Genomic DNA, 24,472 nt, shown 5'->3' on the forward strand with positions numbered 1-24,472 from the left:
CACAACAGCGCTTGAGCAGCTCGCGGCACTTTATGGTATCACAACTGTCGTATCAAGCGCCTTTGGCCGCAAACTTCAACTTCTGCATCGGGATTTGGGCCTGCACACTGTGGAACCACAAGGATAATGTCATAGGGTCGTGGCACAGGGAGAATGTCAGTAACGATGCCCCCGGTCGCAAAGCAATCGCTGCCGTTGCCGGGAACGCCGCGCCCGCTTCGGCGAGTTGGTCTTCATCAACGGCAATCCCCATCTATGGTTTGGCCCCAACCGTCCCTCCGCAACCCTCATCCTCGCCACCGACGACGCCACCGGCAGGCCACTGTGGGGCAAATTCAACCCTCAGGAGACGCTTGCCGGCTGTTTTGAGGTTTTTCTTCTATCAGGTCGCCTGCCGTTACGGCCTCCCAGGGGCTTTGTATCTTGATCGGGCCAGTCAATTCACCACTACACGCCATGGCGGCGTGCATCGCTGCCAGCGTGACGACCTGCCGACGCAGTTCGTGCCATGCAGTGGCGGTCGAATGCATCTTTGCCAACGGCTCGCAGGCACGGCGTCGGAGAGAACGTATCAACCAGTCATTTCAGGACCGACTGGTGGCAGAACTGGACCATCACCGCATCACCGACCCTCTGCGGGCCACGGACTATCTCAACCGGGTGTTCATCCCCAAGTATGCTGAACGTTTCGGGGTCAAGCCGCGTGAGCCGGAACCCGCCCTCAGGCCGGTAGCCGACGGACTCGACCTGCGCACCATGCTGTGCGCCAAGACTACCCGGCAGGTTGCCAATGACAACACCCTGCGCTACCACGGACATCGCTACGAACTCAAGCTCAACGTTCGCAGTGTCTGCATTGCCGGCACCAAGGTCACGGTATGGCGATGGTTTGATGGCACGGTCCACATCCGGTACGACCGGGTGGGCGAGATTCCTCATATTCGCCTGCAACACCAACCTAAGCTTAGACGGACTTTGGCAGAGAGTGCCTATGACACTTTCGTTGTGGTGCAGGTATGACGTTTTCGCTGTGGTCTGAGAGCGCCGAAGCTCTACGCCCCCGGGTCGAAGACCGTGGCGAGGAGCAGCACGGCAGCGGATTTGTTGTCAACGATGGCAAAGAGAAAAGGCCGGTTTACGACCACAAGGAATGGTTGTCGCCCTGATGCGGCCCCAGCTTCTTTCTTGATGGAAGTGACTGCTGCGGCCTCGGTGCCTTCTTCGTTTACCTCGATGAAAGTCTTGTGCAGGACTTCGTTCAGGTAGAAGGGCATGTCAATGGGAGCGGGCAGCATTCCTGAAAAATCGGCCCGGGTCGGGTCGAAGGCGATTGACATGCCGAGTTCGGATAACGCTGGACCTAAGGCCTCTTCATATTCGAGCTTGAGTCTCGGCAGGACAATTTCGGCCTCGACTGTTGTCATACTGTCCTGCCAGCGCTGCCATGTTTCTAGGTTCATCCTTTCTACGAGGTCCCAGACTGCCTTGGCCAGATGGGCGTTTGTGACATTGCCTTGGTCGTCCTTGGTTGGTTCTTCGGGCTCGAGTCGAACCGGAAGGAAGACAAGCATCGAGAAACGGCCGTCGCCGTACGGCAGGCGGACAAGCTGGAATCTGCTACTGGCGTAATACTGGTATTCGCCCCGGGTCCGCATCATCTTTGTCGGCCTTACGCCGCCGCTTGGAAGGTAGAAGTCCTGTTCCCGGGTGAGGTTCGGGTCGAACTGTCTGCTCCACTGAGCTTTGAAGTACACCGCATTCACGAGTATGAGCACATCCCGGACATCGAGTTGGGGCACAATCCCTTGGATTCGGTCATGGGTTTTCTGTCTCACCCAGTTGTTGATGAGGTCGACTGACTTCGGGTCGCCAAAATCGAGCGCGGCAAGTTTGGCATCGTAGAAGTCCTCACAGGTCTGGATGTAATCCTGGGCAAGCGGAACGCCGTTGCGGACCCAGAGCGAGTTGGCGATTTCGAGTTGTTCTTGCGGGCCGTGGGACTGGAGCAGGGCAAGCAGGGCCGAGTTGGCGATGTTGATGACATCAGGTTCAATGTCCGGATACCCAAGTGCTCTGGCCATCGAATCTTGAGTTTCGCCCTTGGCTCCGTTCCAAGCCATTGCCAACGCCAGTGTCACGCTCGTTGGCGAAATGACGGTGTTGCGCCAGGGCTGGCGGGCAAGCACGCTGGAAAGGAGTCGGAAGCCGAAAGAATTGCCGGCCCGAACTATCTGTGCGCCCGGCGGCGGGCCGGCGTAGGCCGCTGCGGCGAGTACCGCCATGAGGACGACAGTGAGGCGCTTCGGCGCGTTTATGAGAGTTGTGCCTGGTGCTTCACCAGGAGCCGGTTGTTTCACATCATCCTGCTACAGTTTCGGTTCGAGCAAGGCGCCGATGAATAGGATCGAGCCGGTCTTTTCGTCGTGGATGGCGTACACGAACGGACGGTTGCACACCATCGAGAACCTCCTGACTTCGCCTGGCATCGCGGTCGCCACCATCTTGACCGCGGTTACCGCTGCCGCCTCAGTGCCTTCCTCGTTCACCTCGACAAACGTCTTGTGCAATACGTCGCTGATGTAGAAAGGTACGAGGCTCCGTTTGTCGAGCATGCCGTTGAAGTCTGCTTCTGGCCCGAACGCCACCGCCATGCCCATCGCCTTGAGCGTGCTCGATAGGCTCTTGTCGTACTCGAGCTTGAATTTCGGCAGGACGACTTCGCCCTCTTCGTAACGCAGGCTGTCCAGCCAACGACTGACATTCGCGGCGCTGAAACCGGCGACAAAATCCTGGAATCCCCGGTCCTGCTCAGGCAGGAACACGAGCATGCCGAGCCGGCCGTTGCCGTAAGGCAGCCGCACCATCTGCATGCCCTCGCCCTCGTAATACCGGAAATCGTCCTCCTGCGACATCATCGGATGCCGCTTCTGCACGTCGTTGGTAAGGTAAAACTCGCGTTCCCGGGTCAGCTTCTTGTCGAACTCTCTTGTCCAGGTTCCCTTGAAGTACACCGCATTGACGAGCAGTAGCACCTCTTCGGGCGAAAGTTCGGTGATAATGGACTTTATCTTGTCATGAGTCTTTTGCGCGACCCAGCCGTTGATGCGACTAACCGACTTCGGGTCAGCGAAGTCAAGGCTTGTGACATCGGCTGAAAAAAACTGCCGATTCCGGTCAACAAACGATTTGGCAAGCTTGAATCCAAGCCTTACCCATAGAGAATTGGCGACTTCGAGCTTGACCTTGGGGTCGGCGGACTGAAGCGCGGAAAGCAGCGCTGCTCCAGCCGTGCTCAGGTCGTCAACTGTCAGGCCGGAAATGCGCATTACGTCAGCCATTGCCTGCCGGGTCTGGCCCAGAGCGCCATTCCAGGTCATGCCCAAGGCCAGGGCGATGCTTGTCGGTGAGATGAAGATGTTGTCCTGGGGTTTGGCCGCGAACAGTTCGCGGAACAGGTTGAGTCCGAACTCGTTATTTGCGGCAACGAGCTTCGTGGCTGCGGCCGGGTCCGGTGCAGAGCCGCTGGTCGGTGCCGCAGAAACGCTTTTTCTGGCGCAGGCAATCAAGAGTCCGATGCAGATGGTGCATGTAAGCAGGCGATTTTTCATCTTGTCCTCCGTTCTGTTACCAGAGAAACTAGCGACAATTGGCCGCCAGTCAAATGTATCTACCGTCAGAAGCAGCCGACTATTCCGCACCCCGGGTTCGGCCAACCGGCATGATATACAGCGGCTCTTCTTCCTTTGGCATTCCAACTGCTGTCTTTACGTCCGCGTCCTGAAACGCACCGATTGCCACTGTACCCAAACCCAGTGATACGCACTGGAGATAAACGTTCTCAGCCGAATGGCCCAAATCCATGCATACGTACCGCTCCCGACCCCGGTTTCCGTACTTGGCGGTTGTGCGCTCAAATACGGCCGAGTACACGATTGAAACCGGTGCATTCCGGACTGAAGCCTGGCCATAGGCCGCCGCGCACAGCTCGGCCCGGCGGTTGCCCGACTTCACCAGGACAAGATCGTGTGATTCCGGCCGGTACCGGTACACGCCGGCAGCAAGCCCGGTAACTTTGCCGGCCACAATGTACAATTCCAAAGGGTAGAGCGCACCGGCAGATGGTGCGGTTTTCAACCCGCCGCGCAGCCAGCCGGGCTTCTCAATTGGTTGGGTTATCCCGTAAGCTGCCCAGAGCAACTGTCCTACCTGAGCCAATGTCAGTTCCGCGTCACCGTACTCGCGGATTGACCGCCGCTCAGCCAGAGCTTGCTCGACGCTCATCGTGCCCTTTCGGACGGGCTCGGGTAGCCTTACGATGCCGGACTGGCCGGTCGAGGACTCTGGTCCAGCCAGGTGGGTCTGACCGCACCCGGACGCAAGCAGGCCTGCAGTAAATACAAGAAACGCGGGTTTCATCATTATTCTGAGCCTCCTTCTCTTGTCATTTCCTGCTTTGGCAACGCGCAGTGCCTGGAACTTGTCTCATGACAGCCGTTGATTCCTACCGTCAGTCAGGGTAACCAGAAGGGTTTCTGCGATGAAAGTCCCAGGCATCTGCAATCATTGTTTCGAGGTCGGGCTTTTCGCGCTGCCAGCCAAGTTCTTGCTCAATCCTCTTGGACGATGCAATAAGCGCCGGCGAGTCGCCTGGCCGGCGGCCGGCTATGCGATACTTTAGTTTGCGGCCGAGGACCTTCTCAGCTGCGGCAAGAACTTCCTTGACCGTGAAGCCCTGGCCAGAGCCGAGGTTGTAAATCAATGGACGACCCTGGACCCCGGGCTTTGGAGAAGCAATGGCAGACAGAGCAAGGAGATGTGCGCGGCAGAGGTCATAGACGTGGATGTAATCGCGGATGCAGGTACCATCCCGGGTGTTGTAGTCGTTGCCGAAGATGGTGAATTCGTACCCGGGGTCGAGCGCGGAACGCAGCAGGAGTGGAATCAGATGAGTCTCAGGCCGGTGGTCCTCGCCCAGACCCGCGTAAGCTCCGCAGACGTTGAAGTAACGCAGGAAGACGCAACGCAGGTTGAATTCACGGGAGCGCGCAGCAAGGAGTTCCTCGAATCGGAGTTTGGTCTCGCCATAGGGATTGGTGGGCCGGACTGGCGCGTCCTCTGGTATCGGCACGCGCTCGGGCTCGCCATACACCGCAGCGGTAGAGGAGAAGACAAAACAACGGATGCCGGCCCAGCAGACTGCATCGAGCAGCACGCCGGCCTTAGTTACGTTGTTCTCGAAGTAGAGGTCCGGCTTCTCAACCGATTCTGGTACCCGGATGAACCCGGCAAAGTGAAGAATGCAGTCGAAAGCAGGCGTGCGGGAGTGCGGTGCAAGCAAACGGTCAAGAAGTGCGCGATCGCCCACGTCGCCGACGACCAGATGTGCTCCTTGAGATACTGCAGCTCGGTGACCGTATGACAAATTGTCGAGCACGGTGACTTCGTGCCCGGCCTCAAGAAGTAGTTTCGTCATTACCGAACCGATATAGCCGGCACCGCCGGTTACAAGCACCTTCATGGGCAGAATATACCAGTTGCAGAGGCCGAGGCAAGCATGAACCGCCCGGCTCGTTGTTCCGCGATCCAGTGGCTTCGTCCCAGACCCGGGTATTGGCTGTCCTCGGGCCGGCCGGGGCTTCGCGGTGGTCCGACAGCGACGGATTGGGCCGTGGCCCTACAATAGGAAGCGGCGCGGGGGGAACCGCGCCGCCAGAGTCCGGTTGTCCGCTGCTAGCGTGCGAGCACTACTTTCTCGAGTTCCTGGCACATGGGAGTCTCGAGTCGGTAGAAGTACACGCCGGCGGGAAGCTGCTCACCGCGGTCGTTGGTGCCGTTCCAAGTCGCGCTGTACTGCCCAGAGCTTTGAAATCCGTTCTGGATGGCACGCACGACGCGGCCGGTGTTGTCCAGTACGCTAAGTCGTACATGACCGGCAAGTGGCACTTCCCAGCGGACCGTGGCTGTATTCCGGACCGGATTGGGGGAGGCAGAGATGCGGCGGGTGGTTACGGGGTTGAAACCCGCAGCATCCTCAATACCGGTCAACGGATAGACCGCCGGACTCGCGAAGGAGGCGATATCATCTGGTTCAACTGAGAGTAGGTCAGGATAGAGTTCCTGAGCGTAACCTTGAGCAGTGACCTCGAGCCGGTAGTCGCCAGGCTCAAGTCCGTCGAACAAGTATTCGCCGTGTTCGTTGGTGAATGTCTCGAAGCTGCCATTCGGGCCGATGGCCATGACTTTGGCACCGTAGATTTCGCCCCACTCGTAGCCGTTGTACACAAAGCCGGCAATGCCGCCGAACTGGGGCCGGCCCGGGCTCAGCACGAAGTTGATGCCCGGCACAGTCTCGTTCTCGACGACCGTTACCGTATCAGGATAGACTGCCGGATAGTGACCACGGGCATGGCAGCGCACAAGATACGGTCCGGGCTTGAGACGCAGCACGTACCCGCCGAAGGAGTCAGTGCGGGCACAACCCTGGCCAGACGGACCCCAGGCGAATACGCAGGCTGCGAAGATTGGCTTGCCGGTGGCCGAGTCAGTGACAACCCCGGAGATTGCACCGGGTTTCTGTCGGGTGCACGGTTTGAGGGCGAAGTCAACGTCTTCGGTCATCTGGCCGGCGACAACTTCGACATCCCGGGGCACAGACGGTTCATACCCGCGGGCCTTGGCCGTCACTGAGTAGGTGCCGGCCGGAAGGTTACGGATGGCATAGACACCTTCCAGACTTGTGTTTGCCCGGGCGGTGATTTGGCCAACGGCGACCACACACGCGCCGAACAGAGGCTTGCCGGTCTCCTCGTCAGTCACGGTGCCGGTGATACCGCCGGTCTGACCACCGCCCTGAGGCACAAGCGCAAAGTCAATGTGCTCGGTAACCTGGCCGACAACAACTTCGACCGAGTCAGGATAGGAGCCAGGTTCATAACCAGGGGCGCTCGCGCCAACGAAATATCTGCCAGCTGGCAGATTTCCAATCTTGTAGTCACTGCAGCACTGTGTGACCTGACGGACAATGCCGTTGCCTTTGGCGACAACGATAGCACCCCGGATGATTTCACCAGTCTTTTCGTCCGTAACCTTACCAGCGATTGCACCGCACTGACCGCCGCCCATTGGTTTGAGTGCAAAGTCAATGCCCTCAACAGTCTGACCCGGTTCGACCACAACCGTATCCGGATAGACCGCCATCTCATAGCCCTGAGCGCAGGCAACGACAACGTACTTTCCGGGTCTGAGACCACGGAGAGTGTAGCGGCCGGTGCTGTCAGTGAGAGCGCACGCACAGCGGGTGCTGACCTTGGCGTGCGGAATGGGTTTGCCGGTTTCCATGTCGGTCACAGTGCCGGCAATTGCGCCGAGCTCTCCGCCAACCTGAGGTTTCAGGGCGAAGTCAATGTGCTCGGTGACTTGGCCATGGACAACGACTACGGTCTCCGGGTACACCGCGGGTTCGTAGTTCATCGCCGACGCGGTCACCACGTACGCACCCGGTCTGAGGTTCAGTAGGTAGTGACCAGCACTGTCGGTGTAGGTCATGCCGCACATCGTGTGGACTTTGGCATGAACAATCGGGAGCCCGGTCTCGGCATCGGTCACGGTGCCGGAGATACCGGTGGTTTGGGCTGACACCGCAACAGCCAGAACCAGTAGAGGTAGCAGTACGAACAGTCTCTTCATAAGCGTCCTCCTTTGAGGTTTGCGGTGGTTGTGCCGAACCACGCGTTCTTCTTCATGGGATAGGCAGGTGCAAGAACTGTGCCCGGCCGGTCCGAAGTCTGTGTTTGTCTGTCATACTGGAGCAGCGGGTGGAATCAGGTGCCGGCTGCGGTTCAGGTGTGCAGGAATTGCACAGTGGTGCGCAACAGGTTCACAGCCGGAGCAGACCGTCAATCAGGTTGTATAACCATGTTCCGGCCAGCGCACAGCCGAATGTGAAGCGGGTCTTGGCTAGTCTGTTGGCAGTCTGATATGCGGCTTCAATCTCAGCCGGGGTCGAGGCGGCAAGGTAATCCTTGCGGGCATTGTTGTAGAGCAGATGGCTTGCGACAAGCCCGGTTGCGGTCCCAATACCGAGACCAACAAGAATATACCCCTTGGCCGGCCGGTGGTGCTGAATCTGGGAAAGACCGGGACAAAGCACGGCGAGACTTGGTTTGGGCCGGACAAGAACAGTGTCAATCCGTACAGCCACGGGCCGTAGCATCTGCTCAGCCTTTACCGCATCAAACACCTGCCGGATTTTGGGAGAGAACTGCTCAGGGCTCAGCTCGTACCCGGGTTTGATTCTGACTAGTTCGCGGAACGCGTCCGCGGCCTCGAGGGTGCGGCCTAGTGCAACGAGCGCCGAACCATACACAGTGTAGATGCGAATCGAATCTGACCGACTGACATCAGGGGAGGACAGGGCTGTTGGCGAAAGCTCGACGACGGCTTCGTAGTTTCCGACTTGGTACTCGGTTTCAACCGGCAGGAGCGCGCGGAAGATGAGAAAAAGGAGTATCAAGCGAGTTGGCGACCGGGCATTACTTCACAACGGTAAGCCGACAGGTTTCAGGCTGGCCGTGTGCCCGGATGAAGTAAACCCCTGGTCCGACGTCAATTGTCATATCTTTGCCGGAGACCCAAAGTACCCGGCCAGCGGCATCCAGAACTGTTGCAGACCAGGGGAGCCTGAGAGTTGTTCCGGCTCGGATTGTTGGAGTTAGCCGCGGCATCGGAGTCAGGGGCCGGTCTTGCGGTTCGGCGACAGCAGATGGTATGAGCAGTGAGTCGGCGATTTCTACTGAGTTGAGCGTACGCTGCGCGCACTGTCCACCGATAGCGATCACCTTCGTACCGGACAACGCCGCGCCCAAGAAAGTTCGTGCCGCTGGCAGCGAATCGGCAGGCAGCCACTCACCAGTAAGGCAGTTGAGAAGTTCGACCGATGCTCTGGGCCCCTGGCAGCCAGCTCCACCAATTGCTGCTACATACCCGCCAGCGCCGACCACGCCGTGTCCGCTTCGCGGAGTGCGCATCTCTGTTCCTGTCCGCCACCGGTCGGGCACGTAGTACTCGATGGAGGGTGTGCTGTTGAAGAACCGGCCTCCCACCGCGTACAGCCGACCGGCTGCTGCTGCGAGGCCAAGACTTGCGCGGGGTAACCCGAGCGAGTCGGTCCTAACCCAGTGGCCTGGGCCCGGCTCAGGCACGAATCGGAACGAGGAGCGCAGGTACCTGCCGTCGCTGCTCGCACAATATCCGCCGACCGCGTAGAGCTCGTTGTCGAATACCGCCGCGGCAAGCGCCTGGGCCGGTACTGGTAGCGATGCCACTGTATCCCAGGTGTTGGTATTGGGGTCATAGCGATCCACGCGAGCGATGTCACGACGGCCGTCAGTGCCGCCGATGACATAGACCTTGCCGTTAAGCGCGGCGCAACCAGCAAACCATCTTGGTCCGGGGAGCGGTGCAAGACCGGTAATCCAGGAGTCACGCACGACGTCGTAGGCTTCATTTGTCAGCCTAGGGATGAGTGAGTCCATGCTTTCTTTGACTCCGCCGATGCAGTACACCTTACCGGCAACTTCGGCACAGGCGAATCCGTAACCCGGGGTCGGCATCGGTGCACCAGGACGCCAGCCACCAAGGAGAGTAAGCAGAACCAGCCAAGACATCATTTGTTCTGCTTCCTGCAAGAATTATGCCAGGCGCACGATGTCCGGACACGAAATCCGGTACAGTGCAGAGGGTGTGTTGTGGAAAAAAGTATCATTTTGTTTGCGTCAGGTCGAATATCAGACGGTAGAGGCCTGCGGTGTCGGTGATGACAGTCTTGGTTACAGAGCCGAGCTCAGGGTGAGCAAGGGTAAGCGTGTGTGTGCCGAGGTCAACCGGTACTGGTCGGCCGAGCGGTGTGGTGTCCACAAACTGGCCGTCAATTGCGAGCACTGCCCATGGCAGTACTCTGACGTCCAGGAAGGCAAACTCTTTCTTCAGGTCGAATATCAGGGTGCAGGCTGAGTCGGTAAGCTGGATGACCTTCGTGAGGGGTGGGTAGTAGGGGTTGGTCAGTTGGATAGTGTGACGGCCGTGAGTCAATTTGAATGGTCTGGGAATCGGTGTGGTGCCGACCGGTAGTTCGTCAATGCTTACGTCAGCCCATGGTGAGACGTTGATACGTACCCAGCAGAACCTGGGTGCCGCGTCAGGCACATTGTTCTGGATTCTGGGTCCTTGATTCTCAATAGGGAAGACGGAAGAATCAGTAGCAGGCACGTCCTCCACTGAAACAGCTACTTGAGACCAGGCCGCATTCTGTGACGGTAGCGGTGTTACCGACCGGGGACTGCCGCGGGGTTTCAGAGGAAGAAGCGCAACTTCAGTCGCGGCGAGCGCGAGTAGTATCAGGGCAGGCACGAGGACGGACGATAGCAGCGGACGCAGGGATGAACTAGATGTAGTCAAGTCGAGAGCCGAACACAACCCGGTCAGGTCCTGCGGTCGGTCAGCCGGGTTCTTGGCCAGCATCAGCTCGACCGTATCGGACAACCCGACCGGGAGTCCGGGAACGACTTCGGCCAGCGGCTTTGGCTTGAACCCGAGGACTAGACTCATCGAGTCCGCGAAGCTTGGGGCCGCGAATGGATTTGTGCCAGTGAGTGCTTCGTAGATGACTACGCCGAGAGAGAATATGTCGGTGCGGTAGTCAGTGCGCTGGCCGCGTGTCTGTTCTGGGGACATGTATGCCGGTGTTCCGACGATACAGCCTTCCTGGGTGATCGGGCCCAGATCCCGGCAAAAGGCGAGCCCAAAATCGGTGAGTTTGGCATGACCGTCAGGGGTGATGATGATATTTGCTGGTTTGAGGTCGCGGTGCACTACTCCCTGTTTGTGGGCGTAGTCAAGTGCCCGGCATACGTCTCGGACAATCGGTGCAAGCTCTTTGAGTGTCAGACGACGCTTTTCAGACAGAAGCCGGTCAAGCGCAACACCCTCGACGTATTCAGATGCGATGTAGAAGTCGTCTGCTGAACCAAAATCATAGACCGTGACGATATTTGGGTGTTTGAGCCGGGCCTGGAGCAGGGCCTCACGTCGGAACCGCTGAACCAGGTCAACATCTATGGCCTGCTCAGGATGCAGTACTTTCAGAAGCACGAGTCGGTCTAGTACGCGGTCACGGGCCTTGTAACTAGTTGCAAACTGACCGTCCTGGATTGTAGCGATGACTTCGTAGCGTTCGGCCCGGGTGCTCATTTCTCTTGTTCCTGTTTCCACTCAGCCAGTTTGTTCAGGAGCGTGCGACGGGAAATGCCCAAACTGGCAGCAGTCTTGGTCCGATTGCCGCCGAACCGCTTCAACCGCTCGAGTACCACCTGTTTTTCGATTTCGGCCATCGAGCTGGATGCGGTCGGCGGTCCGGTCGGGCTGGGCTCGGGCAGCATCAGGTCGCCTGGTTCGACCCGTTCACCGCACAGTACCAGCGCACGTTCGAGCACGTTCTCCAACTGCCGGATGTTGCCGGGCCAGGAGTATGCGACCAGTTTTTCCAGCGCCTCGGGTGCGATGCCTTTGACCTGCTTGCCAAGGCGGGACGCACCCGTGGCAAGGAAGTGGTTGGCAAGTAGCGGGACGTCTTCCGGCCGTTCGCGCAGCGGCGGTAGATGAATTGGAATTACGTTCAAACGGTAGTACAGGTCTTCGCGGAAATTGCCTTCGGCGACGAGCCGGCTGAGGTCGCGGTTAGTGGCGCTGATGACTCTTACGTCCACGTGCAGGGGCTGGGTTTCACCCACTCGCCTAATTTCACCATCTTGGAGTACGCGCAGCAACTTGGGTTGAAGGCTTTTCGGCAGATCGCCAACCTCGTCAAGGAAAATGGTTCCACCCGATGCCGCTTCGAACACGCCCTTGCGGTCAGCGACGGCGCCGGTAAACGCGCCTTTTCTGTGGCCGAAAAGTTCGGACTCCAGAAGGTTCTCAGGAATCGCACTGCAGTTCACTGGCACAAACGGGCCACTGCGCCGTGGGCCGGAATAGTGGATGGCACGGGCGACAAGTTCTTTGCCGGTGCCGGTTTCGCCCCAAATCAGAACTGGCGAATCAGTCGGCACGACCCGGTTCATCAGCTCGAATACCTCCTGCATGCGAGGGCTGCGGCCGATGATTTCCGGGAATTGTTCGCGACCCAGGCGGCGGACAAGGTCCTGCTTCTCAAACGAGAGCTGTTGAACGAGCCGGGCGTTTTCAATTGCCAGGGCGGCAATACTGGCAAAGGCCTGCAGGAAATCGCGAACGTCCTCGTGAAAAACGTTGCGGTCGGTACGTGAATCAACGTAGATTGCGCCCAGCAGCCGGCTCCGGCAGACAAGCGGTGCGCAGGCAATCGAACGCACCTGTCCGACGATGACCGACCGGGACGCAGGCAGCTCCTTTGGCGCGTCAAGCCAGACCCGGGCGGTCCTTTCAGCAAGAACCTGTCGGAGCGCAGTCTGTGATATGTCGGACAGTCCCTGTTCAAGTGACTGCTCGAACCGCCGCGCAACCCGCACGCTGAGCTGCTCGGCCTTCTCGTCGCACAGCACAATGAACCCGCGCTCGGCGTTCATTGTGCTCAGGGCTTCGTCCATCACCCGTTCCAAGAGCAGGTCAGGGTCGAGAATTGAATTGAAGAGCTGACTTATCCGGTACAGTGCCGGTTCACTATTCGCCGGGCGCTGGCCACGAGCTCCATCGCTCAGGGGCTGCTTGTCAACGTTGCGGGACGGTCTCATGAGGTTATCACCGGACGCGGAACAATTCTTCTGCAGAGCGGCTCGAATTGCCGAATGCGTCAACGGCCTCGAGGGTCCAGTAGTAGATTCCGGGGGTAAGCAGAGCACGGCTGAACCGGTAGGTCGTGTCGCTCGAACCAGGGGTCTCGAACCGCGCGGCCACCGCGCCCGGGCCACCGCCTTCAATCCGGACAACTTCACCGCGGTAATGGACACCGAACCCGACGTTGAAGCGACGCCACACAAACGTTGTATCAACCCAGACTGTGTCGAGCCCACCGGATGGAAATACCGGAACCGGCAGCTCGTAAATCAACCGTGACACGCCCGGATGTTTCTTGGTCACGACCGCGCCTTCCTTGTCCGCCACCAGGAAGGACACTTCCTGCCCGACAAGTGTGTCCAGGGACCGACTGGGTACAGACTCGGACCAGAGAGTGTGGACAAAGCGCTTCGTATTAGGGTCGAACAATAGCCTGCCGGACCGGCCGACTGCTGGAATCTCGAACCAGACCGAGTCAATGTCCGGCTCACCGTCGGAGTCGGACACCGTAGCGGTAAGCGACAGGAAACACAGCGGGTCCGGTGGCCACGACCGGCCGTACACGTGAGTGGTGACGTTGCACTCCTCGAAGTAGGGCAGTCCATTCAGATACACCGCGAGGGAATAAATTTTCCCCTTGGTCAGGCCAAGCCGGGCTGAGTCCGGTGCGTAGCCCGGACATGAGAAGAACACAAGTGTGGTTTCGGCTGGCAGACCCAGCAGGAGAAAGCAACCAGTTGAGTCCGTGCGGCAGAGCCGGCCGGCCGCTGGCACGGCGACTTCGGCGCCGTGAATGCCGGTGGCGCGGCGGGTCAGGACCCGGCCTTCGATGTTGCCGCCGAGTGACGGGTCAAGCGGGTTGTCGTGCGGTGCATTCCAGGAGCAGGCAAGGCCGCAAACGACTCCGAAACCCAACAGACGGCGCATGGCACACATGCTGACAAGTAGATTACCGGCGATGTGAGACTGGTCAAGACGATGTACCGGGAATCGGGGACTTCGCTCGGGAAAACCATTTCCGGCTCCCAACCCAGAGGATGAAACTTGCTGAGCTGCTCTGAACCTCGTGCCGCGGGCAGTTTGACAGCCGGACAACGTTTCGGCATATTGTCGTTGCGCTTTACCGGGAATCAGCGGCTTTGCCCAGATGTCTCTGGGCTTGCCCGAGATTACAGGTGTCAGCGCCCGGATATGGATGACAAGGACCGGCCGACTCCACCGGGGCTTGTGGCCAAGCTCGCCGTGGTCGCGATGGGGCTTGCCGCGGCCGGGCTAGTGCTACTTGGCACGGCCAAGTACGGGCCGGGGTTGTGGCCTGACGGCACCAACCTGCTGTGGGCGGCGAAGAACGTTATTGCCGGCCGAGGGTTCCTGGCTTCAGATGGACAACCGATGGTCGAGTGGCCACCATTGTTTCCGGCACTGGTTGCTCTTGCCAGTGTCGGTCGTATTGACACCTGGTCAGCGGTGCGGTTTATGAATGCGCTCTCGTTCGGACTCATTGTTTTTCTTGCCGGCAAAGTGTTTCTGGGGTCGTTTCGGCTGCGTAGCCTGGCCTTGCTTGGAACTGCGGCAATACTCATCTCCCACCCGCTGGCTGCGGTCGCAGTCATGGCCTGGCCCGATACGCTCCTCAATCTGTTCGTCGTCCTCTTTCTTGTGCTGTTCAGCCGGTTCGCAGTTGCGCCACGCGTCAGTACTTTCATTCCGGTGTGCCTTGTGGTCACAGGGGCCTGCCTGGCACACTACTCAGGTGTGAGTGTGGCGCTTGCCAGTATCGTTGCAGTCGCGCTTATGCCCGGTGTGCGGCCCGGTACGCGCTTTGCGTATGCGGCCACGCTCGGAATGAGTGGTCTTGGTCCGCTTGCCGCATGGCTTAGCCGAAACATCAGCTTGACCGGTACACTGGCAGGCACAAGAGTACCGGTAACCCGTGTTCATTTCCTTGAGGGTGTCCTTACGGCGCTGCGTGAATGGTTTTTCCAGCCCCGGCTTACTCGTTGGCTCGGCATCCTCGGGCTGGTGCTTTCAGTAGTCCTTGTTGTCGTGCTGGTGCTCCTAGTCTTGCGCCGCAACCGGGGGCGGACTGACCGGCTTGCGTGGTTCGGACGCACGAGCGTTGTCTGGTTGGCCGCGTTCGGTGCTTTTCTGCTTGTGCCTGAGCCACCGATGAACTTCGACCCGATTCCGGACCGGGTCATGGTGCCAGCTTTTGTAGTTACAATTTACCTTCTGATATCCGGCCTTGACTGGCTCGCATCATACCTTTCCCGAAAGCTCAGTCATGCCCGTCTAGCGGAACTTGCATCGCTTGCGCTGGGACTGCTCTGGCTTAGCTATCCTCTGACCCATGTTTCCACAGTATACGGCAACTGGGTTACGTATGGCACCGGCGGGTACAATTCAGACCAGTGGCGTGAGTCCGCGACGGTCAAGTGGCTTCAGGCCGATCCGCCGCCGACCGAGCTACGAGTTTTCACCAACGAACCGCTGGCCCTGCGAGTGTGTGTGGGCATCCCGGCCGAGCGAAGTCCACTGCGCAAGGACGACCTCGTTTCGTTCCGCCGGTCACTTGGCAGCAGCCCGGCGCTGCTTGTATGGTTCAAGAACACATCCTCGAATGCGCTGGCAACGCCGGCCGAGCTTGGCCGTGCCCTCAAGGTCGAGCCGGACAATATCCGACTCCCCGATGCCGAAATCTACCGAATCAGGCCCGAAAGTTCTGAGTTGAGGAAGCCGTGACTAGTCGCCCGGCGGTGCGAAGGTCCGAATACGGCCCGGGCCGGCGCATGCCGGCAGGAGCCATCGGCTGGCTGCTGCTGGTCGCTTCGGGGCTTGCGGTCGGGACGTTCGTCTGGGTCGCGCTGCGCCGGATGGGCTTTCCTTTCGAACTTGAGTGGATGGAAGGCGGAATGCTGGAGTCGGTACGGCACATCCTTGCCGGCAGGCCGCTCTACGCCACGCCCTCACTCGAATTCACGACGTTTATCTACGGCCCGCTGTACTACTACGTGTCCGCGGCATTTGCCCAAGTCTTCGGGACCAGCTATCTGGCTTTGCGCCTTGTTGCATTTCTTGCCACGATTGCCTGCTTCGGTCTCACTTGGCTCATTGTTTTCCGCGAGACCGGCCGGGTTGTGCCAGCGGTCTGCGCCGCAGGTCTGCTTGCTGCCGCGTACCCGTTGACCGGCTTCTGGTACGACATTGCGCGGTGCGATACCCTGTTCATGGCACTGTTTCTTGCTGCCGTACTTTTGCTGCGTGCCACGCGGCCCGGATGGGGTCATGTTATTGCGGGGCTTCTCGTTGTGCTGTCGTTTTACGCCAAGCAGACGGCACTGTTTCTCACGGTGCCATTAGCTGTCTATCTTGTCTTCCACCTGCGCTGGCATTCGCTCTGGTTTGTCGGCACGGCGTTGGGTGGCATCGGTTTCACCGTTCTTGCTCTGAATATCGTCTTTCACGGCTGGTACCGTTACTACATCTTCACCCTGCCGTCGGCGCACGCCTGGGCACCAATCCACTATACCGGGTTCTGGTCTTCAGACCTGGGCCGGATGCTGCCCTCGATCATCCTGACCGTGCTCTTGTTCCGGGCGCGAGCGCGGTTCCGCATCCCGCACGCTACCGGGTTCTACCTCGCGCTGTTTGTCGGGCTTGTGGCCGGCGCGTGGAGTTCGCGTTTTCACACCGGTGGATTCCTGAACGTGTTGATTCCGGCAGTATGCGGGTTGGCGCTTGGATCTGGACTGGGTTACAGCGCACTGCTTGACATTGCGGCTGAAGTCAAACCAGTGCCAAGGGTGGTCGCAGAGCTTATTCTGGGCGCGACGTTTCTTACCCAGTTCGGGCTACTCATCTACAACCCGGGCCGGCAGATTCCATCGGCCCGGGACTTGGCTGCAGGTGAGGAGGTTGTAGCCAGAATCCGTGAGGTGCCGGGCGAGGTGTACTGTCCGGCTCATGTTAACCTGCCAGTCAGGGCCGGCAAGGGCAGCTATGCCCATATGGCAGCATTGCAGGACATTCTGCGCGGCCCGGACAGCCCGGTGAGGAAAACATTGGAAGCCGAAATCGAGCAGGCGATAGCTGGCCGCCGGTTCGCAGGGATAGTTCTCGACGAACTTGGTCTTGCCGGGCCATCGCGCTTCCTTGGGAATGTTGACCAGTACTACCGCGTTGCTCGCTGTCCTTTGTTCAGCGATACCGGTGCGTTACATCTGCGCGTCGGCCACCGGTCGCGGCCGGCCATCCTCTACGTTCTCAAGTCTGAGTTCAGCGATACCGCCGCGGCTCAAGGGCGCTGACAGGACGGACACCTGAATTCTTGAATCCTGGGACGCTCGAGCCCTGTTTGTGGAAGCCGGGTTGACAGGAGCGCGGTTGCGGGGATAATCAGGCTCTAGCTTTTCGAAGGGAGAAATCCAGTATGGCAGGACAAGCGAGTAGGAAGAATCCAGAAACCAGGACGCAGCGCACTGCGAGGCGTACCTGCTTGTTGACAGCCACCGCCTGGTGGCTTACCGCAGCCGGGTGCTTCTCAGCTTCCCAGATGGCCGCACTGCAGGTTCCGGCCAACTTCGCAAAGTCGCCCAGTCTTGATTCAAAGCAGGTGTGGCGCGTCGCGGTATTTCCGCCGGCCGAGCAGGCTGATGTTACCGAGCCTGCGAGTAGCGCGCTGTATGACTATGCCGGGATGGTGTTGATGCGGACCGGCCGATTTTCACTGGTGGACCGATCGGCCGTTGACAAACTTCTTGCCGAGCAGCAGTTCTCGTACACCGGCGTGGTTGACCCAGGGACTGCAGCCCGACTGGGCAAGCTTCTGGGTGCCGAGGCAGTCATGATCATCAACATCACCAAGGTTAGGCACGACCCATTCTGGGACGACTCGCCCGAGCAGCGCGATGCCGAGCTGCAAGTGAAAATTGTCTCGGTCGAGACCGGCGAGGTTCTTTACTCAGCGGTCGGCCAGGGGTCGAATTTCGAGGGCGCGGCCGGCGCACTCAGGATGGCACTTGAGACTGCGCTATATCCGTTGAGCCGCAAGTGAGGAGGGCATAGATGAATACTGTAAAGAGAAACCCCACCGGCCTTGTGCGTCAGTCACCCTGGAAGCTGTTGGCTCTTGGCTTGCTTGTGCTTACGCTGGCCGCGGGCTGCGTGACTGGTACGGCCGGGGTGAAGCAGAGTTCAATAGTGAGGCCCGAGCTGCCGACCAGTACCGCGCCGGTCGAGACAACCCAGTTCGAGGTTCCTGGTCCGCTGCCGCCGCTTGCTGAGCCGGGCGAGGTGGCGGAGCCGGTGCCGGGTGGCGAAGTTGATTGGTCAGGCGAGGTCGTGCGGGCACGGGGGCTGGGTGTGGTTGACCCGGGCGCAACGAATCCGGCCCAGGCGCGGCTCATGGCTGAGCGGGCCGCGGTCGTGGTCGCCCAGCGGAACCTTCTGGAAATTGTCAAGGGTGTGCGAGTAGACTCCGATACCCGAGTCGAGAACCTCATGACCGATTACGATGTGGTGTATTCCCGGGTCGAGGGTCTGGTCAAGGGCGCCCGGCAGCGCGGGCCGGCGAAGTACGACTCGCTTGCCGGCACGGTTGAAGTTGAGCTTGAGATGAGTCTGTACGGCAGCGGTCTGGCTGATGCGCTTGTTCCAGTGCTGGGTCCGGGCGATGTCGCAGCCAGTTCACTGTCACCGCAGGTGAGACAGTTTCTTGCCCAGTACTCCGGGCTGGTGCTTGATGGCAGTTCCAGCGGGCTGAAGCCGGCGCTCTTTCCGAAGATATACGATGCTGACGGCAACCTGCTTCTGGACACTAGGCAGTATGCTGCGCATCTGGGTTCGACCGGTCAGGCCGCAATACGGTTCATCAACGACCTCGACAAGGTGCTGTCCCGGCCTGAGCTTACTCGACTTCCCCTGGTGCTGAAGGTAAAGGAAGTTCGCGGAAAGCTTGGCGCCGACATCATCATCGGCAGACAGGATGCCGAAAAGCTCAAGTGGCTGAAAGACGGGTTCAAGTACCTTGTCGGCGCGGGCCGGTTTCTGCTCAAGGTCTTGCTCTAGGTAGCAGGAGTGCCAAACCGGGAGTACTCGATGAATAAGAGCAGAAGTCAGAACAGACCTTTTGTCCGGGACTGCGCAATCCGGTGCTTGCGGCTTGTGGCGTGTGGTGTGCTACTCGTATTTGGCCGGTGCATGTACCCGGTGAGTTCGACGTCAGCGCCGCGACCGACGCTGCCTGCAGGCCAGACCTCAGCCGAAGTGGTAGTTTCAGGTGGAGAAGGAACCGAGGTGCTCGCTGAGGGCATGGCCGCGCTGCCAACCCAGGGCGGGGTGGATATTGCCAGGGACAATGCGCTCAAGGATGCGCTGCGCAAGGCAGTTGAGCAGGGTGTCGGTTCGCTTGTATCCTCAGAAACCAGGGTACAGAACTTCCAGCTTATCTCCGACCGTATTTACGCAAAGTCCACAGGCTATGTGTCTTCCTACCGTGTGGTCACTGAAGGCTTGGAAGGTGCAACATACCGTGTTGTTCTCCGGGCCAAGGTGAAAACGGACCAAATTCAAGATGACCTGGCCGCAATTGGCATTCTTCTCTATGAGCGGGGCCGGCCCCGCGTCCTGGTCCTGGTCAAGGAAGTGCCTAGTCCGACCAATTTCGCCATCAGCGATCAGATGATGTCGCAGGAAATGGTCGAGACTATGATTATGGATGCGTTCCAGTCCAAAGGTTTCCCGGTTGTTGACGCGGCTTTGGTCAGGAAGAACCTCGAAAAGGAACAGCTCAAGAAGCTGCTTGAAGGTGACAATACCGCGGCGGTGATGCTCGGACTCCGAACCGGGGCTGAGGTGGTTGTTGCCGGCACCGTGCAGCGTTCAAGCGAGAACAAGCAGGTTGGTCTTGCCGGCACCTCGGCTGAGTTCTACAAGGTGAAGCTGGCGGCCCGGGCGATAAACGCCGCCAGTTCCGAGGTACTGGGTTCGTGTGCGCTCACCAGGGAAGTGCCTTTCAGCGAGGACGAGGCGCGGCGCCAGGCCGCCGACTCAGCCGCTTCGGCTCTTATCTCGAAGATTCTTGCGGGCTGGAAGAAGCGCGAAAACGTGACGATCATCGTTGCGGACAATGCAACGTTCGAGCGGGTCCAGCAGCTAAAGACGGAAATCCAGGCGAAGCTGCGCGGGGTTGTTGCGGTCGTGAGCCGGGACCTTGTCGGCACGAATGCGACGATCGAGGTCGTTTCCGAGACTGGCTCGCCGGAGATCCTTGACGGGCTAACAACGCGCGGCATTGCAGTACCGTTTGAGGTCAAGGGCTTCGAAGGTAACCGGATTGAGATAAGGTTCAAGGACTAGAGAAAGCAGGGACATGGAGAAAGAAATGTGGCGCCAGAGTACAGGGTATAGAATTCAGAAGCTGGTCCGTAGGAAAGCTGATGTCAAGGTCGTAGGCCGTAACCTATCAGTAGTCGTTTTCCTGGCGCTTGTGCTCGGTCTAGTGCTTTCGTGCAATGAGGAGGGCTGGTCCAAGACAATCGTCACGGCCCAGGTCTCGAAGACGCTGGACCCAGAAACGAATACTGCCTCGGTACTGCTCGGCAAGGCAACGGTCGAGAACATATTCCGTGAAGACTGGATGGAAACTCCTGACCCGGGCGATTCGACTTTCGACGCGTTTCCAGCCAAGATTGCGCCGATTGCCGGCGCCGACGTAAGGGTCAACTCCGAGCCTGTCAGCGAGCGAGTGCCGGGTGTGTACTTCAAGGCCACAATGGACCTTAGGTACGAGGCCAGGTATGACCTGGAAATCACTCTGCCTGATGGCAAGACGGTAACTGCGCACGGCTTCTTGCCCGACAGCTTCTCGATTACAAGACCCCAGCCCGGGGACACGTTCGGCCCGGGCCCGGTTGCCGCAGTGTGGACTCATTCGGACAGTTGTGAAGCGTTCCTTGTCGGTATTGTTCCGGCAGATTCGGGCAGTGTAGCCCGGGGCTGGGCCGATGCGCTCAGGGACACTTTCTGCACAATTCCGGACTCAGCGTTTACCGACACGCTGGGCAACTTCGTGCCTGGAAACTACGTGTTCAGCGTGACCGCAATAAACGGTGCGTGGAACAAGTCTGGCCTCGATCTGCTTTTTTCCGGCGGCAATGTTTCGGGCGCACTAGGAACCTTTGGCTGCGCGGTGTGCCCCAAGCCGGTCACTTTCCATGTGAAATAGCAGACTGGGCAGAGGTCACAAACAACCCCTTCCCCGGTTCAACCACCCCAGGATGATACATCGGTGTCGCAGGGAGTCAGCCAGTCGGGATGTCGCAACCTACTGTACTGCAACATAGTACATTCCGGGAGGCTCATTTCATATCCCTGCCCCGCAGCTGCTATCCCGTCTGCCCCTCGACTTGGTATCCGTTCTGCTCTGCCCGAGGCTCTGTGCTCTGCTCTCGCCTCAACTGTCACCGCTGGTCCTTACCGAACGGTCCGGGCTGGATGGACTCCGACTCTGACAGAAACGGTGGCCAGGGCTCTCGGTCGAGCTTCAGCCACCGCTGTCTCCGTAGATCTGACTGGAGCTCAGACACAGGCGGACTGAGAAGCTGTTTCACCTGCTCACTCTCCTACTCAGTTCTGCGCTTTCGCCTTCGTTTTGGAGGCCCGCACCACACCCACGCTGAGGCTGGGTTGTGTAGTGCAAAGAGCCGGCTTACCCGAGTCAGCGGTTGCGAATCACGAATGGTAAATATGCTTGTGGGGTCCGGGAAACTCGCGCTCACCTGACCTTCTGTCACTGGGGAAAATGGTCATCAGGCGCCATACGTCGTTCAGCTCAGCGCTTGGTTGACCAGCAGGGCGTAGCAGTAGCGCAGAATCCCATGGTTGGGCCAAGAACCACGCCAATCGCCACTGTCCCGAAATCGGATGAGCGCAGTCGGTCTCTTGACGGTACTCTGGAATTCGACAGGCGTCACCAGCAACGTTCTTACGGTGATTCTGACTTGTTGCTGCTCACGCGGCGTTGAAACACGCGGCCGAGAAACCTCATCAAACGTGAGGAGCTTGCGTCCGCAGGCCGGCTCGGCTTGAACATGTGGCCGCAGACCTTGCTTGCCGTTTCGATGTTCAGCCCCATATTAAGACCATCGAGTACTTCTGACGACACTTCAGTGTTCTTTCCACATCCGGGGCAGAGAATTCTGGGTAGCTTCTTCGCCATGCTGTCTCTCAGCTCGTACCGCTTCCCACATCGGCACACAATTGGGACTGATACTTCTGGTACGTTGGCCCGTGTTCCGCAGTACGGACACGTGACACTATGGAAGATCATACTTGCACTACCCTTCAAGAGAGCCCAGGCCTTAGGCGGTGCTGGCCCATTTCTGAATCTGTCAATGCTGCCTCCTCGGTTGCTGAGAGTGCTGCCCATGTATCCTGCTCATTGAGCGTACTCGTACTTAGCTTGCCTCGCGCCTGCATCACCGATACAATATGACGACACCTTGTCCGAAGTCAAGCGCATCCAGCCGACGCCGTGCTTCACGGCAAGGCGCTGGCTACTGGACCGGGTTCGGCGAGGCGGCTCCCGCCTCTGCGAGGAGAAGGAGATTTGCCCTCACTTCCTTTCTTCTCCTGACCTAGGAAGGAAAAGGAAAGAGGAAGGCGTAGCAGAGGAAGGATACGACCATGACAGGACAGGTTCCATCTGAGCAGGTCAGAATTGAGGAAAACCTGAAGCACATCCGCAACCGGCTCTTGGTATTCAGTGGCAAGGGCGGTGTAGGCAAGTCCACGGTCGCGGTCAACGTTGCGGCAGGCCTGGCTCTGAAAGGTCGCCAGGTCGGCCTGCTCGACGCAGACATCCACGGCCCGAACGTACCCAAGATGCTCGGCACCGAGGACGTTCGCTTCGAGGTTAGTCCAGCTGGCAAGATACTGCCGATAGTGTCAGCCAACGGGATCCGGGTAGTCTCGATGGCGATGTTCACTGAGTCAGGTGACGCGCCGGTGGTGTGGCGAGGCCCGCTAAAGATGCGGGCGATAGTCCAACTCCTCACCGACGTTGACTGGGGCGAGCTCGACTGGCTGGTCATTGACTCGCCGCCCGGAACCGGCGATGAGCCGCTTTCTGTCGCCCAGCTCATTCCGTCCACTGCCGCGCTTGTCGTCACCACGCCCCAGGCCGTGGCCCTGCTTGATTCGCGCAAGGCGGTGAACTTTGCCCAGCTCCTGAAGCTCAAGGTGCTCGGCGTGGTAGAGAATATGTCCGGGCTTGTCTGTCCGCACTGCGGCAAGGAAATCGAGCTATTCGGACAGGGCGGCGGCGGCAGGATGGCGCGTGAGATGCTCGTGCCCCTGCTCGGGCAGGTGCCGGTTGACCCTTCCATCGTCAAAGGCGGCGATACCGGCAAGCCGTTCGTCATCGAAAACCCGGACTCGCCGGCAGCAAAGGCAATGATGGAAGTGGTTGCAAGAATCATCGAATCGGAGGCAAAATGAAAGTAGCAGTCTCGACCGACTCAGGACAGGTCTCGGCTCATTTCGGCCACTGCCCGGAGATTACTGTGGCCGAGGTGTCAGACGGCAGAGTCAGCAGCAAGAAGGTGGTACGCAATCCTGCGGGCCAACCGTGCGCCCTGCCCGCGTTCCTGGCAACAGATGGCGTTGAGGCAATCATCTGCGGCCGCATGGGTGAACACGCCCAGAAGTTGTTCGCACAGAAGGGCATTGATGTATGGATGGGCGTATCTGGCCCGGTAGATAACGTGCTCGCCGACTTTGCTCAGGGTCGGCTTCAACGCGGTGTGTCGTGCTGCGACCACGACGAGCAGGGCCACGGCCACCAGTGTCGCCGATGTTCTTGACTTCTCCGTCCACATCAGAATAATCGAGCGACGGAGCTTACAATGCGACACGAAGCACATATCCGCTGGGCCGGGCGGATGACGTTTATCGGCCGGGCCGGATCGAACCACCTAGTGCCGATGGACTCTGGTTCTGATTTTGGCGGCGATAATTCGGCGACCAAGCCGATGGAACTGCTGCTCCTCGGTCTTGGCGGCTGTACCGGAATGGACGTAGTGTCACTCCTGCACAAGATGCGCGTGCCCTTCACGAACCTGGAAATGAACATCACTGCCGACCGGACCGAGGAGTATCCGACCGTGTATCGGAGAATAGACATCGAGTACGTTGTTACCGGCCACAACCTTGATGAAGAAAAGGTGAAGCGGGCAATCGAACTCTCACAGGAGAAATACTGCTCGGTGTCGGCCATGCTCAGAAAGGCCTGCCCGGTCAACTTTGCCTGGCGCGTGGTCGAGCCATAACACTTGGCCAGCTTGGAATCGGGCGAGTCGAATCGGTGCAGCCTGACCATCTTCTTTCAGTAGCTGCCGCGGTATCCGCTTACTCTCTCACTTCAGCTCGGCCGGGTTGAACCACTAACTTTCTTGAGTCGAAGCTTGTCTTCCGGAGCGAGTTCCTTCCACACCAGCAACGGTGTGGCGGAGGAACGGTTATGTCCGGCAAGCTGTAGCACTTGGTTAAGAGCTCTGGTTTTTCTGTCTTCTTGGGCATATTGGCGGGGCAGTTCTCTGTGTGCGGCATGCATTGTTAGTGTCACTTATAACCGACTACTTTCGGCCAAATGATGGTCAAACTACGT

General features: G+C 59.0%; 20 protein-coding genes. 10 read left to right on the forward strand and 10 right to left on the reverse strand.

Going from position 1 to position 24,472, the window contains the following annotated elements; all coding sequences use genetic code 11:
- Positions 1 to 456: 456 nt before the first annotated feature.
- Positions 457 to 1,020, forward strand: a complete 564-nt coding sequence (locus tag ABIL25_04345) for a hypothetical protein (protein ID MEO0081509.1) — start codon at positions 457 to 459, stop codon at positions 1,018 to 1,020.
- A 32-nt stretch (positions 1,021 to 1,052) separates the two neighbouring features.
- Here the strand turns inward: ABIL25_04345 and ABIL25_04350 are convergent, their stop codons facing one another.
- From ABIL25_04350 to ABIL25_04395, 10 genes are all read right to left on the reverse strand, one after another.
- Complete coding sequence (locus ABIL25_04350; GenBank protein ID MEO0081510.1) at positions 1,053 to 2,357, reverse strand: serpin family protein; 1,305 nt, start codon at positions 2,355 to 2,357, stop codon at positions 1,053 to 1,055.
- A 9-nt stretch (positions 2,358 to 2,366) separates the two neighbouring features.
- Positions 2,367 to 3,608: a serpin family protein gene (locus tag ABIL25_04355; GenBank protein ID MEO0081511.1), complete on the reverse strand. Its 1,242-nt coding sequence runs from the start codon at positions 3,606 to 3,608 to the stop codon at positions 2,367 to 2,369.
- A 79-nt stretch (positions 3,609 to 3,687) separates the two neighbouring features.
- A complete protein-coding gene (locus ABIL25_04360; protein ID MEO0081512.1) occupies positions 3,688 to 4,419 on the reverse strand; it encodes a SagB/ThcOx family dehydrogenase in 732 nt (243 codons plus the stop codon).
- An 88-nt stretch (positions 4,420 to 4,507) separates the two neighbouring features.
- Positions 4,508 to 5,518, reverse strand: a complete 1,011-nt coding sequence (gene galE / locus ABIL25_04365; GenBank protein ID MEO0081513.1) for a UDP-glucose 4-epimerase GalE — start codon at positions 5,516 to 5,518, stop codon at positions 4,508 to 4,510.
- Between the two features lie 212 nt (positions 5,519 to 5,730).
- A complete protein-coding gene (locus ABIL25_04370) occupies positions 5,731 to 7,686 on the reverse strand; it encodes a carboxypeptidase regulatory-like domain-containing protein (protein ID MEO0081514.1) in 1,956 nt (651 codons plus the stop codon).
- A gap of 190 nt (positions 7,687 to 7,876) precedes the next feature.
- Positions 7,877 to 8,512, reverse strand: a complete 636-nt coding sequence (locus tag ABIL25_04375; GenBank protein MEO0081515.1) for a hypothetical protein — start codon at positions 8,510 to 8,512, stop codon at positions 7,877 to 7,879.
- Between the two features lie 19 nt (positions 8,513 to 8,531).
- On the reverse strand, positions 8,532 to 9,668 hold the full coding sequence (locus ABIL25_04380; GenBank protein MEO0081516.1) for a kelch repeat-containing protein: 1,137 nt from the start codon (positions 9,666 to 9,668) through the stop codon (positions 8,532 to 8,534).
- Positions 9,669 to 9,759: 91 nt separating this feature from the next.
- Positions 9,760 to 11,247 carry a serine/threonine-protein kinase gene (locus ABIL25_04385; protein ID MEO0081517.1) on the reverse strand — a complete coding sequence of 496 codons (1,488 nt, stop codon included), beginning with the start codon at positions 11,245 to 11,247 and terminating at the stop codon, positions 9,760 to 9,762.
- A complete protein-coding gene (locus ABIL25_04390; GenBank protein ID MEO0081518.1) occupies positions 11,244 to 12,764 on the reverse strand; it encodes a sigma-54-dependent Fis family transcriptional regulator in 1,521 nt (506 codons plus the stop codon). The genes ABIL25_04385 and ABIL25_04390 overlap by 4 nt, the downstream gene beginning before the upstream one ends.
- 7 nt (positions 12,765 to 12,771) lie before the next feature.
- Positions 12,772 to 13,743, reverse strand: coding sequence for a hypothetical protein (locus ABIL25_04395; protein ID MEO0081519.1), 972 nt, complete (start codon positions 13,741 to 13,743; stop codon positions 12,772 to 12,774).
- 255 nt (positions 13,744 to 13,998) lie between these two features.
- On the opposite strand from ABIL25_04395, the gene ABIL25_04400 reads away from it, so the two are divergent.
- The 9 genes from ABIL25_04400 (at position 13,999) to ABIL25_04440 (ending at position 24,134) form a co-directional block, all read left to right on the forward strand.
- A complete protein-coding gene (locus ABIL25_04400) occupies positions 13,999 to 15,549 on the forward strand; it encodes a hypothetical protein (GenBank protein ID MEO0081520.1) in 1,551 nt (516 codons plus the stop codon).
- Positions 15,546 to 17,114, forward strand: a complete 1,569-nt coding sequence (locus tag ABIL25_04405) for a glycosyltransferase family 39 protein (GenBank protein MEO0081521.1) — start codon at positions 15,546 to 15,548, stop codon at positions 17,112 to 17,114. Before ABIL25_04400 ends, ABIL25_04405 begins: the two co-directional genes overlap by 4 nt.
- Positions 17,115 to 17,305: 191 nt before the next feature.
- The gene (locus ABIL25_04410) at positions 17,306 to 17,860 is read left to right on the forward strand and encodes a CsgG/HfaB family protein (protein MEO0081522.1); all 555 of its coding nucleotides are present in this window, start codon (positions 17,306 to 17,308) and stop codon (positions 17,858 to 17,860) included.
- Between the two features lie 11 nt (positions 17,861 to 17,871).
- Positions 17,872 to 18,873: a hypothetical protein gene (locus ABIL25_04415; protein ID MEO0081523.1), complete on the forward strand. Its 1,002-nt coding sequence runs from the start codon at positions 17,872 to 17,874 to the stop codon at positions 18,871 to 18,873.
- 30 nt (positions 18,874 to 18,903) lie between these two features.
- Positions 18,904 to 20,163 carry a flagellar assembly protein T N-terminal domain-containing protein gene (locus tag ABIL25_04420; GenBank protein ID MEO0081524.1) on the forward strand — a complete coding sequence of 420 codons (1,260 nt, stop codon included), beginning with the start codon at positions 18,904 to 18,906 and terminating at the stop codon, positions 20,161 to 20,163.
- A 13-nt stretch (positions 20,164 to 20,176) separates the two neighbouring features.
- Positions 20,177 to 21,031 carry a hypothetical protein gene (locus ABIL25_04425; protein ID MEO0081525.1) on the forward strand — a complete coding sequence of 285 codons (855 nt, stop codon included), beginning with the start codon at positions 20,177 to 20,179 and terminating at the stop codon, positions 21,029 to 21,031.
- A gap of 1,460 nt (positions 21,032 to 22,491) precedes the next feature.
- Positions 22,492 to 23,304: an Mrp/NBP35 family ATP-binding protein gene (locus ABIL25_04430; protein ID MEO0081526.1), complete on the forward strand. Its 813-nt coding sequence runs from the start codon at positions 22,492 to 22,494 to the stop codon at positions 23,302 to 23,304.
- Positions 23,301 to 23,669, forward strand: a complete 369-nt coding sequence (locus ABIL25_04435; GenBank protein MEO0081527.1) for a NifB/NifX family molybdenum-iron cluster-binding protein — start codon at positions 23,301 to 23,303, stop codon at positions 23,667 to 23,669. The genes ABIL25_04430 and ABIL25_04435 overlap by 4 nt, the downstream gene beginning before the upstream one ends.
- A 42-nt stretch (positions 23,670 to 23,711) precedes the next feature.
- The gene (locus ABIL25_04440; GenBank protein MEO0081528.1) at positions 23,712 to 24,134 is read left to right on the forward strand and encodes an OsmC family protein; all 423 of its coding nucleotides are present in this window, start codon (positions 23,712 to 23,714) and stop codon (positions 24,132 to 24,134) included.
- Positions 24,135 to 24,472: the final 338 nt, after the last annotated feature.

It is taken from the genome of candidate division WOR-3 bacterium (assembly GCA_039801365.1).
In the GTDB taxonomy this organism is placed as follows: domain Bacteria; phylum Hydrothermota; class Tepidihabitantia; order Tepidihabitantales; family Tepidihabitantaceae; genus JBDRUN01.

Bases quoted from the DNA above. Each gene is read 5' to 3' on its own strand.
- ABIL25_04345 (MEO0081509.1), top strand. From the start codon at position 457: ATGGCGGCGTGCATCGCTGCCAGCGTGACGACCTGCCGACGCAGTTCG.
- ABIL25_04355 (MEO0081511.1), bottom strand. From the start codon at position 3,608: ATGAAAAATCGCCTGCTTACATGCACCATCTGCATCGGACTCTTGATT.
- ABIL25_04360 (MEO0081512.1), bottom strand. From the start codon at position 4,419: ATGATGAAACCCGCGTTTCTTGTATTTACTGCAGGCCTGCTTGCGTCC.
- galE (MEO0081513.1), bottom strand. From the start codon at position 5,518: ATGAAGGTGCTTGTAACCGGCGGTGCCGGCTATATCGGTTCGGTAATG.
- ABIL25_04370 (MEO0081514.1), bottom strand. From the start codon at position 7,686: ATGAAGAGACTGTTCGTACTGCTACCTCTACTGGTTCTGGCTGTTGCG.
- ABIL25_04380 (MEO0081516.1), bottom strand. From the start codon at position 9,668: ATGATGTCTTGGCTGGTTCTGCTTACTCTCCTTGGTGGCTGGCGTCCT.
- ABIL25_04385 (MEO0081517.1), bottom strand. From the start codon at position 11,247: ATGAGCACCCGGGCCGAACGCTACGAAGTCATCGCTACAATCCAGGAC.
- ABIL25_04390 (MEO0081518.1), bottom strand. From the start codon at position 12,764: ATGAGACCGTCCCGCAACGTTGACAAGCAGCCCCTGAGCGATGGAGCT.
- ABIL25_04395 (MEO0081519.1), bottom strand. From the start codon at position 13,743: ATGTGTGCCATGCGCCGTCTGTTGGGTTTCGGAGTCGTTTGCGGCCTT.
- ABIL25_04400 (MEO0081520.1), top strand. From the start codon at position 13,999: ATGGATGACAAGGACCGGCCGACTCCACCGGGGCTTGTGGCCAAGCTC.
- ABIL25_04415 (MEO0081523.1), top strand. From the start codon at position 17,872: ATGAATACTGTAAAGAGAAACCCCACCGGCCTTGTGCGTCAGTCACCC.
- ABIL25_04420 (MEO0081524.1), top strand. From the start codon at position 18,904: ATGAATAAGAGCAGAAGTCAGAACAGACCTTTTGTCCGGGACTGCGCA.
- ABIL25_04425 (MEO0081525.1), top strand. From the start codon at position 20,177: ATGGAGAAAGAAATGTGGCGCCAGAGTACAGGGTATAGAATTCAGAAG.
- ABIL25_04430 (MEO0081526.1), top strand. From the start codon at position 22,492: ATGACAGGACAGGTTCCATCTGAGCAGGTCAGAATTGAGGAAAACCTG.
- ABIL25_04435 (MEO0081527.1), top strand. From the start codon at position 23,301: ATGAAAGTAGCAGTCTCGACCGACTCAGGACAGGTCTCGGCTCATTTC.
- ABIL25_04440 (MEO0081528.1), top strand. From the start codon at position 23,712: ATGCGACACGAAGCACATATCCGCTGGGCCGGGCGGATGACGTTTATC.